This window comes from Oleiphilus sp. HI0043 (assembly GCF_001634935.1).
In genome coordinates this window covers 1-377 of sequence record NZ_LWEY01000798.1, presented here as the reverse complement: position 1 = coordinate 377, position 377 = coordinate 1, and the positions used below count along the sequence as shown (strand labels likewise).

Annotated in this window: 1 protein-coding gene; it reads left to right on the top strand. The window is 45.4% G+C overall.

The features are described 5' to 3' along the window. Positions 1-377, top strand: a 377-nt coding sequence (locus A3729_RS09130) for a hypothetical protein (protein WP_156497830.1), incomplete at both ends; no start/stop codon positions are given.

Here is a 377-nt window from a genome sequence, read left to right as displayed (position 1 = left end):
GAAATGTCATTCGCTGGGCGTGTAGGTGTTGACGTTAAGCTGGACTTGTTGGCTGAAGACTCCAGCCACTTCGCGCGAGAACTTTATAATGAAGAGCTAGGTGCAGTCATCCAGGTTAAGCAAGGTAATACTGAAGAGGTTCTTCAGCAATTCACTGCTGCGGGCTTAGGTGAGCATACGCTAGTAATTGGCCAGACCAACGAAGACGATAAGATTCGTTTTGCTTTTGATGGTCAGTCAGTTATTGAGGAATCTAGAGCTTACTATCAGAGAATTTGGGCAGAAACGAGCTATCGAATGCAATCGGCACGTGATAATGCCGAGTGTGCTCAAGAAGAATACGATACATTACTGGATGAAAAAGACCCTGGCTTGAA